The sequence below is a fragment of the Nocardioides sp. J9 genome, from assembly GCF_007829375.1.
Taxonomy (GTDB): domain Bacteria; phylum Actinomycetota; class Actinomycetes; order Propionibacteriales; family Nocardioidaceae; genus Nocardioides.
Genome location: NZ_VLJQ01000058.1, coordinates 10,640 through 17,257 on the forward strand (window position 1 = coordinate 10,640; position 6,618 = coordinate 17,257).

General features: G+C 74.5%; 6 protein-coding genes and 1 pseudogene. 1 reads left to right on the top strand and 6 read right to left on the bottom strand.

The features are described 5' to 3' along the window. The 5 genes and pseudogenes from L615_RS23165 to L615_RS07065 form a co-directional block, all read right to left on the bottom strand. Positions 1-475 (bottom strand): annotated as a pseudogene (locus L615_RS23165) (23S rRNA (uracil(747)-C(5))-methyltransferase); the annotation flags it as partial. A 28-nt stretch (positions 476-503) separates the two neighbouring features. After that, positions 504-1,991 (bottom strand): aldehyde dehydrogenase family protein, encoded by a 1,488-nt coding sequence (locus tag L615_RS07050; protein ID WP_145724582.1) that lies wholly within the window; start codon positions 1,989-1,991, stop codon positions 504-506. Between the two features lie 27 nt (positions 1,992-2,018). Further along, complete coding sequence (locus tag L615_RS07055) at positions 2,019-2,918, bottom strand: DUF1353 domain-containing protein (RefSeq protein WP_145724584.1); 900 nt, start codon at positions 2,916-2,918, stop codon at positions 2,019-2,021. Then, positions 2,915-3,667: a matrixin family metalloprotease gene (locus L615_RS07060; RefSeq protein WP_145724586.1), complete on the bottom strand. Its 753-nt coding sequence runs from the start codon at positions 3,665-3,667 to the stop codon at positions 2,915-2,917. The genes L615_RS07055 and L615_RS07060 overlap by 4 nt, the downstream gene beginning before the upstream one ends. Beyond that, complete coding sequence (locus L615_RS07065) at positions 3,660-5,654, bottom strand: thioredoxin domain-containing protein (RefSeq protein ID WP_145724587.1); 1,995 nt, start codon at positions 5,652-5,654, stop codon at positions 3,660-3,662. The genes L615_RS07060 and L615_RS07065 overlap by 8 nt, the downstream gene beginning before the upstream one ends. 52 nt (positions 5,655-5,706) lie before the next feature. Between L615_RS07065 and L615_RS07070 the strand changes: the two genes are divergently transcribed. Further along, a complete protein-coding gene (locus tag L615_RS07070; protein WP_145724588.1) occupies positions 5,707-6,009 on the top strand; it encodes a hypothetical protein in 303 nt (100 codons plus the stop codon). Here the strand turns inward: L615_RS07070 and L615_RS07075 are convergent. Then, a complete protein-coding gene (locus L615_RS07075) occupies positions 6,002-6,409 on the bottom strand; it encodes a four-helix bundle copper-binding protein (protein ID WP_028656671.1) in 408 nt (135 codons plus the stop codon). The genes L615_RS07070 and L615_RS07075 overlap by 8 nt on opposite strands. Positions 6,410-6,618 lie beyond the last annotated feature (209 nt).

The window sequence follows — 6,618 nt, forward strand, 5'->3', positions numbered from 1 at the left end:
CCCGCGCCTCGTCCGCGGTCGAGCGGAGCACCAGGCGCACCATCAGCTCACCGTCGGGTGACTCGGTGACCAGCACGTGCTTGAGCTCGCCGCGCTGGGTGACCGGCAGCGTCGAGGCGACGTCGTAGGGGGTCAGGGCGGCGCGCACCACGAAGTCGGCGAGCACCGGCAGCGCAGCGACGATCCCCGGCGTGTGCAGCGGGCAGTCCCGCAGGTCCACCCCGCCGCCCCGCGGGTCGAGGATCCCCAGGCTCGGCGCACCGGCCGTGCCCGCCACGACCATCTTGGCCTTGTTGCGGAACCCCTCCGGCGGGCTGGTCACCGGCGGCTCCCAGACCATCCCCGCTGCGTCGACCAGAGCCCGGGTCGCCGCGAGCTTCGCGGCCAGCTGGTCGTCGTACCGGCGTCCGAGCCAGGCGCACGAGCGGCACTCCCCCGCCGCGAAGTGGGCGCAGTCGAGCACGGCGGGACCCATGGCTCCATCGTAGGCCGGGGCCGACGAGCTACTTCATGCGGCCGTAGAGCGCGCGCACCACCTTGGTGAGCTGCTGCTCCTCCTTGACCGTTCGGCGGAAGGTCGTGAGCGCGATGGCCGGCTTGAACCGCTGCCGCGCGATCGCGTGGGGGTAGGTGAACTCGCGCAGGCCGTCGGGGCCGTGGATGCGGCCGAAGCCGGAGTCGCCGACGCCGCCGAAGGGCAGGGTCGGGATGCCGGCGAAGGAGATGACGCCGTTGATGGCGGTCATGCCCGCGCGCAGGCGCTCGGCGATCGCCATGCCCTGCTCCTTCGAGAACACCGTGGAGCCGAGGGCGTAGCGGGTGCCGTTGGCCCGCTCGACGGCCTCGTCCATCGACCGCACCTTGGTGACGGTGACGGTGGGCCCGAAGGTCTCCTCCTGGACGGCCGAGGAGTCCTCGGGCACGTCGACGAGGATCGTCGGCTGCACGTAGCGGGCGCCCTCGGGGACCGGGCCGCCGATGAGCGCGCGGCCGCCGCGGGCCAGGGCGTCGTCGATGTGGCGGCGGATGATGTCGACCTGGGACGGCATGGTGATCGGGCCCACCTGGCCGCCGGGCTCGGCCTTGACGTCCTGCGCCTCGGCCAGCAGCTTGTCGAGGAACTCGTCGTAGACCCGCTCGTGGACGTAGACGCGCTCGACACCGGCACAGGTCTGGCCGGCGTTGGAGGCGGCGCCCCACAGGGTGGCCTCCGCGGCGTCGTCGAGGTCGGCGTCGTCCGCGACGAGCAGGGCGTCCTTGCCGCCGGCCTCGATCACGACGGGGGTGAGGGTCTCGGCGCAGGCGGCCATGACCTTCTTGCCGGTGGCGGTCGAGCCGGTGAAGGCGACCTTGTCGACGCCGGCGGCGGTGAGGGCGGCACCGGTCTCGCCGAAGCCGGTGACGACCTGGAAGACGGGACGGCCGACGGCCTCACGGAAGGTGTCGGCGAGCCACTCGCCGACGCCGGGGGTGTACTCCGACGGCTTGAACACGACCGTGTTGCCGGCCGCGAGGGCGTAGGCGATCGAGCCCATCGGGGTGAAGACGGGGTAGTTCCAGGGGCCGATGACGCCGACGACGCCGAGCGGGCGGTACTCCACGCTCGCGGCCTGGTTGACCATGAGCAGGCCCGGCGAGACGCTGCGGCGCTTGAGCACCTTCGCGGCGTGGCTCGCGGCCCAGGCGAGGTGGTCGACGGCGAGCGCGGCCTCCATGAGGGCGTCACCCTTCGGCTTGCCCGTCTCGCGCGACATCACCGCGGCGAGCTCCTCGATCCGGCGGGCGATCACCTTGCGCCACGCGCCGAGGGCCTTCTTGCGACCGTCGAAGCCCAGCGCACGCCAGCGCTCGGCCTCCTTGCGGGCGGTCGCGACGACGGCGGCCACGTGCTCGGCGTCGTGGATCGGGTGGGTGCCCACGACCTCGCCGGTGGCGGGGTCGAGCGAGTCGAAGGTCTTCGCGGCGGCCGGTGCGGCGTCGGTGCTGGTCACGGTCGCAACATACCGGCAGTACGTCCGTCAGCGCAGCGGTCCGACAGCCAAGACGAGCACGAGCACCGACGCGCCCGCCAGGACACCGGCGAGGGTGAGCGCCACGACAGGCTGGCGCCGCGCCAGCGACTCGGTCGCGAGGTAGCCGAGCGAGATGAGCGCGAGCACCACCGTCACGTGCAGCAGGACGGCGAGCGCCACCCCGGTGACGGCGCCGGCGACCCGGAACCGTCCCCACGTCAGCCCCAGCAGCAGGGGTACGACGACCGCGCCGGCCAGACCGCCGACGAGCTCCTCGACGAAGCCCCGCTCCCCCATCCACGGCAGCACGTCGACGACGTCGAACAGGTCGAGGGTCGCCAGCACGCCGAGGGTGGCGATGAGCAGGAGGCTGCCCGCCGCGGCGACGAGGTAGCGCAGGTGCTGCCCGCGCGACCACGCGGTCGAGCCGGCGCGGATGGTGCCGAGGGTGACCGCCGACCACACCAGCCAGCTGCGCACCGGGCCGGTGTCGGTGTCGCGCATCGCGTCGCGGAAGACCCGGTCGGCGGCGACCCGGTCGAGCACGTGCCCGTCGACCGACACGTAGTCGGCGGGCTCGTCGGCGCGGTGGACCAGGCCGTCGTGCAGCAGCGCCGGCGGCAGGTGGCGACCGGTGCGCGGCACGAGCCAGGTGAACAGCGCGGGCACGGAGGCGAGGTCGCTCTCGAAGGAGCCGGGGTCGGCGGGGACCAGCAGGACGCCGTACTCCCGGTCGCGGTAGGCGATGCGGCGCTGCATGCGGAAGCGCTCGGTGCGGCGCCGGACGTCGCCGACCTCGACCCGCTCGAGCACGACCCGCGGCGGGCAGGCGGGGTCCGGCGGGTCGGTCACGGTCCCGCCGTCGAAGAAGCGACCGGTGTCGGCGGCGGTCTCGACCGGGTTCATCCGCACTGCCCCTTCCCGAGCCGGACGAGGCCGTTGCGGTCGCCGGTGCCGAAGTCGAGGAGACCGACTTCGTCGGCGTACATCAGCTCGCCCGGGGAGTCGACGTGGTCGAGCCCGACGAGGTGGCCGAGCTCGTGCAGCAGGATGGCACGACCGCGGGCCCGGCCGTCGGGGTCGCCGCCGAGCCGGTCGTAGACGTCGCTGTCGAGGGTGACCTGGCCGGTGACGTAGCGCAGCCGTCCGCCGCGGGTGTCGGACTGCGCGACCGCTCCCCCGACGCCGGCGACGTTGCCGCTGAGCTCCTCGACCTCGTCCTCGGTCGCCCAGGCGACGAGCACCGGCTCGCGGCTGCCGCGCGGGACGAGGTCGGCCTTCCACGACGGCCGGCGGTCGGTCTCGCCGAGGTAGTCGAACTGCAGGCCGGTCAGCCCGGACACGACGTCGACCGCCTCCTGCACGAACGCGACCGCCTCGTCGGGGTCGCCGGGTGCGCCGTCGGGGTTGACCTCGTAGCGGACCTCGCGGCACGGGTCCCACGCCACCGGCTCGTCGGGGTCGCCGGGCTGGTGGCGCAGGAAGGCGTGGACGCCGCCCGGGACGACGTCGGCCGGGGTGCCGAGCGGGTCGTTGCCGATGCCGAGCACGCGGCGCACCGCGGCGAGCTCGTTGCCAGGGCCGATGACCACGACGACGGCGAGGAGGAGCAGGCTCCCCAGCAGGGTGAGCCCGGAGCGCCAGCGCTCACGCACGGACGTCGTCCGGGTCGGTGACCGGCCGCTCGCACACGTGGCCGCGGCAGACGTACGCCGCCGGGCGTCCGTCGACGGGGGTGCGGCCGGCCAGCAGCGGGATGCCGTCGACCGGGCCGTCCGCGACGACCACCACGGCACCCGGGATGCTCAGCGCCCGCTCCTCGAGGGCGTCACGCTCGGTTCCCGCGGGGCCGACGACCGCGACCTCGAGCGGGCCGTCGAGCATCGTGGTCGCCGCAGCCAGCGACCAGCCGGCGAAGCGGGGCGCCTTCGCGGCGAGCGTCCCGACGGTCGGCAGGGCCTGCTCGGCCGCGTCGCGGTAGCGGCCCTCGCCGGTCAGCGCGTGCGCCTCGACGAGTGCGTGCAGGAGGCTGCTGAACCCGCTCGGGCTGGCGTTGTCGCCCGGGTCGCGGGGCCGGACGACCAGCGCCTCGGCGTCGGCACGGGTGTCGAAGAACCCGCCGTCCGGTGCGGCGAAGCCGTCGAGCGCGATGTCGACGAGGTCCGTGGCGAGGTCGAGCCAGCGCGGGTCGGCGGTGGCCCGGGCGAGGGCGAGGAAGCCGGACGCGACGCAGCCGTGGTCCTCGAGGACGCCGGCGTGCGGCCCGGCGACGCCGTCGCGGGAGACCCGCAGCAGCCGCCCGTCGCGCAGGTGCACCGAGGCGAGCAGCTCCGCCGCCCCGACCGCCGCGTCGAGCAGGTCGGGCCGTCGCAGGCGGCGGGCGGCGTCGACGAGCCCGCTGATCGCGAGCCCGTTCCACGCCGCGACCACCTTGTCGTCGCGCGCCGGGCGCGGGCGCTGCTCCCGCGCGGCGAGCAGCCTGCGTCGTACGTCGGCGAGGCGGGCCTGGTCGTCAGGGTCCGTGGGGAAGTGCCGCAGCTGCAGGGTCGAGGTGCCGTGCTCGAAGGTGCCCTCCGCGGTGACGCCGAACGTCTCCGCAGCCCACGCGCCGTCGTCGGGGCCGAGCTCGGCCACCAGCTGGGTCGGGGTCCAGACGTAGAAGAGCCCCTCCTCCGCGTGCCCGCCCGGCTCACCGACGCTGTCGGCGTCGAGCGCGGAGGCGAACCCGCCCTCGGGCGTGCGCAGCTCGCGCAGCAGGAAGTCGGCCGTCTCCCCCGCGACCCGGTCGCCCTGCGCGGTGCCGAGGCGCGCGTAGAGGCCGAGCAGCTGGGCGTTGTCGTAGAGCATCTTCTCGAAGTGCGGCACCACCCAGCCGCGGTCGACGGAGTAGCGGGCGAACCCGCCACCCAGCTGGTCGTACATCCCGCCGCCGGCCATCGCCGCGGTGGTGCGGGCGAGCATGTGGCGCGCCTTCGCGGCCAGGTCCTCGGGTCCGTCGTACCTGCGCAGGAGCTCGAGCACCATCGTCGGCGGGAACTTCGGCGCCGTCCCGAAGCCGCCGGCCATCGGGTCGAACTCGGCCGCCAGGGTGCCGACCGCCGCGTCGACCACCTCCCGGGTCAGCGGCGCCGCCGGCAGGGCCGCCTCGCGGCGCAGGTGCTCGGCGACGTTCGCCACCGTCGCCCGCACGTCGTCCCCGCGCTCGGTCCACGCGGCGCTGAGCGCCTGCAGGACCTGGGTGAACGACGGCGACCCGTGCCGCGGCTGGTCCGGGAAGTAGGTGCCGGCGAAGAACGGCACCCCGTCGTGGTCGAGCACCACCGTCATCGGCCACCCGCCGTTCCCGGTCATCGCGGTCGTCGCCTGCATGTAGACCGCGTCGACGTCGGGGCGCTCCTCGCGGTCGACCTTGATGCTGACGAAGTGCGCGTTGAGGAAGTCCGCCGTCGCCTGGTCCTCGAACGACTCGTGGGCCATCACGTGGCACCAGTGGCAGGCGGCGTACCCGACCGACAGCAGGACCGGCACCTCGCGCCGCCGCGCCTCGGCGAACGCGTCCGGGCCCCACTCCCACCAGTCGACGGGGTTGTCCTTGTGCTGGAGCAGGTAGGGGCTCGTCGCGGACGCGAGGCGGTTCGCCATGCCTCCAGCCTGCCACCCGACCGCAGTGGGTGGCCGTGCCTACGCTGTCGGGGTGGGAGGGCCGGAGCGGACGCCGGACGGGCGCTACCTCGTCATCGACGGCCGCCGCTGGCGCGCCACCGACCCGGCCATCCCCGAGGAGCGGCGCGCAGAGCTGACCCTGATCCTCATGGCCTGGCGGCGGGAGGTACGACGCACGAAGGGCACCGACGAGGAACGGACCTCCCGCGACGGGGTGCAGGCCGCGAAGGTGGCGCTCGGCGAGCGGGGCACGCCGTGGTGGGATCAGGACGACGCGGAGCGCGAGGCGCGGTGGAGCGCCGAGGTTCCGGAACCGCGGGGAGACCTCAGGTGAACGAGGCGAGCAGCTTCTCGCACGCCTCGGCGCACCGCCGGCACGCGCCGGCACAGACCTCGCAGTGCTTGTGCATGTCCGCGTGCGCGCTGCACTCGTCGGCGCACGCACGGCACGCCTCCAGGCAGGCCTCGAGCACGAGCCGCGTCAGCGGGGCGACGTACCCGGTGTGCCGGGTCAGCACCCGTGCCGTGGTCGTGCACACGTCGACGCAGTCGAGGTTCGCCCGTACGCACTTGCGCAACGGGTCCACGTCGCGCTCGCTCAGGCACGCCTCCGCGCACGACGAGCACGCCTGCGCGCACTCGACGCACGCCGCGAGGCAGTCCTCGAGCAGTTGCTTGTCGTAGCGGATCTCGGTCGGGTGCGTCTCGATCATCGCCGTGATGGTCTGGGTCATCAGGGGCCTCCGTCCTCGATCCCGCGGTGCCCTCCCCCGCCCGGGCCATACGACCCGGTCCGACCGTGGCCGCGTGGACGGAGCGCGGCTGGTCCCGGCGGGGCTGCGGCGCGTAGCCGGTACAGGTCCGAAGGGCAGCGACGAGAGGGCTGGGTGGGTGGTCGGGTCCGGCGGTCGGCCTGCGGTCCCGTAGGCAGCGCAACTCCCGG